Below are 806 nucleotides of genomic sequence, written 5' to 3' on the forward strand. Positions count from 1 at the left end.
CGATCTACCGTCTGGGGTGTATTGGTATGTAACTAATTTTCCGGTTTTACTGTCGAGAAATTGAACCTGGCATGCGGAATAAATATCAGCACTGGACGCACGAAACGAGTGACTAATAAACCCGTCCGCATTTTTTGATAATGTTAACGACACCTCTTTGGCATCATATAACCGTTCCTGGTACACGATGATTTTACCGTGCGACAATCGAATATTGACGCCAATGTATTCTGCAACTTTCAACAAAAATTCGAGATCAGACTCGTTTTTTTGGTCAAATCTGTCAATCACCGGGTCATAATCACTATCAAAAAAAACCGAAAATCCGTGACGTTCAGCTATTTCATTAACTAGTCCAGATAATTTGAAATTTTCCCAGGCTTTGCTGTGTGATTCACCACGTATGCTCGATGTAATACCAACCGATAGCGCACCGATTGTAAATGTTGATGTTGGCCCGCTGTCAGTTAAATCATCAATTTCAAACGAACCGCAATCTAACATATAATAGTCATTCGGCTGATTCCAATTTTCTGTGATAATTTGCGCGCATAATGTTGCACCGCGTTCTGGAAACCAACCGTTCGACCAAATTCCGGTCGTATTTTCAACAGTTATATTTAGATCGTCAGATTCGCCATTTTTTGCACGTTCAGTAAATGAAAATGATTCAATGAAATTTGATATATCGTGAGTGATATCAGTGTCATTATACGTTAGCACTAGCCGTGTTTTACGAGGATCACTGGATAACCAATTTAATGCATTATTAACAAAATCAGTAACATCGTTCGTATCAATCATCC

1 protein-coding gene is annotated in these 806 nt (G+C 39.0%); it reads right to left on the reverse strand.

Going from position 1 to position 806, the window contains the following annotated elements:
* Positions 1 to 806, reverse strand: an 806-nt coding sequence (locus A9G07_RS11970) for a phage late control D family protein (protein ID WP_065733733.1), incomplete at both ends; no start/stop codon positions are given.

The sequence above is a fragment of the Gilliamella sp. wkB72 genome, from assembly GCF_001693745.1.
Taxonomy (GTDB): Bacteria; Pseudomonadota; Gammaproteobacteria; order Enterobacterales; family Orbaceae; genus Gilliamella; species Gilliamella apicola_E.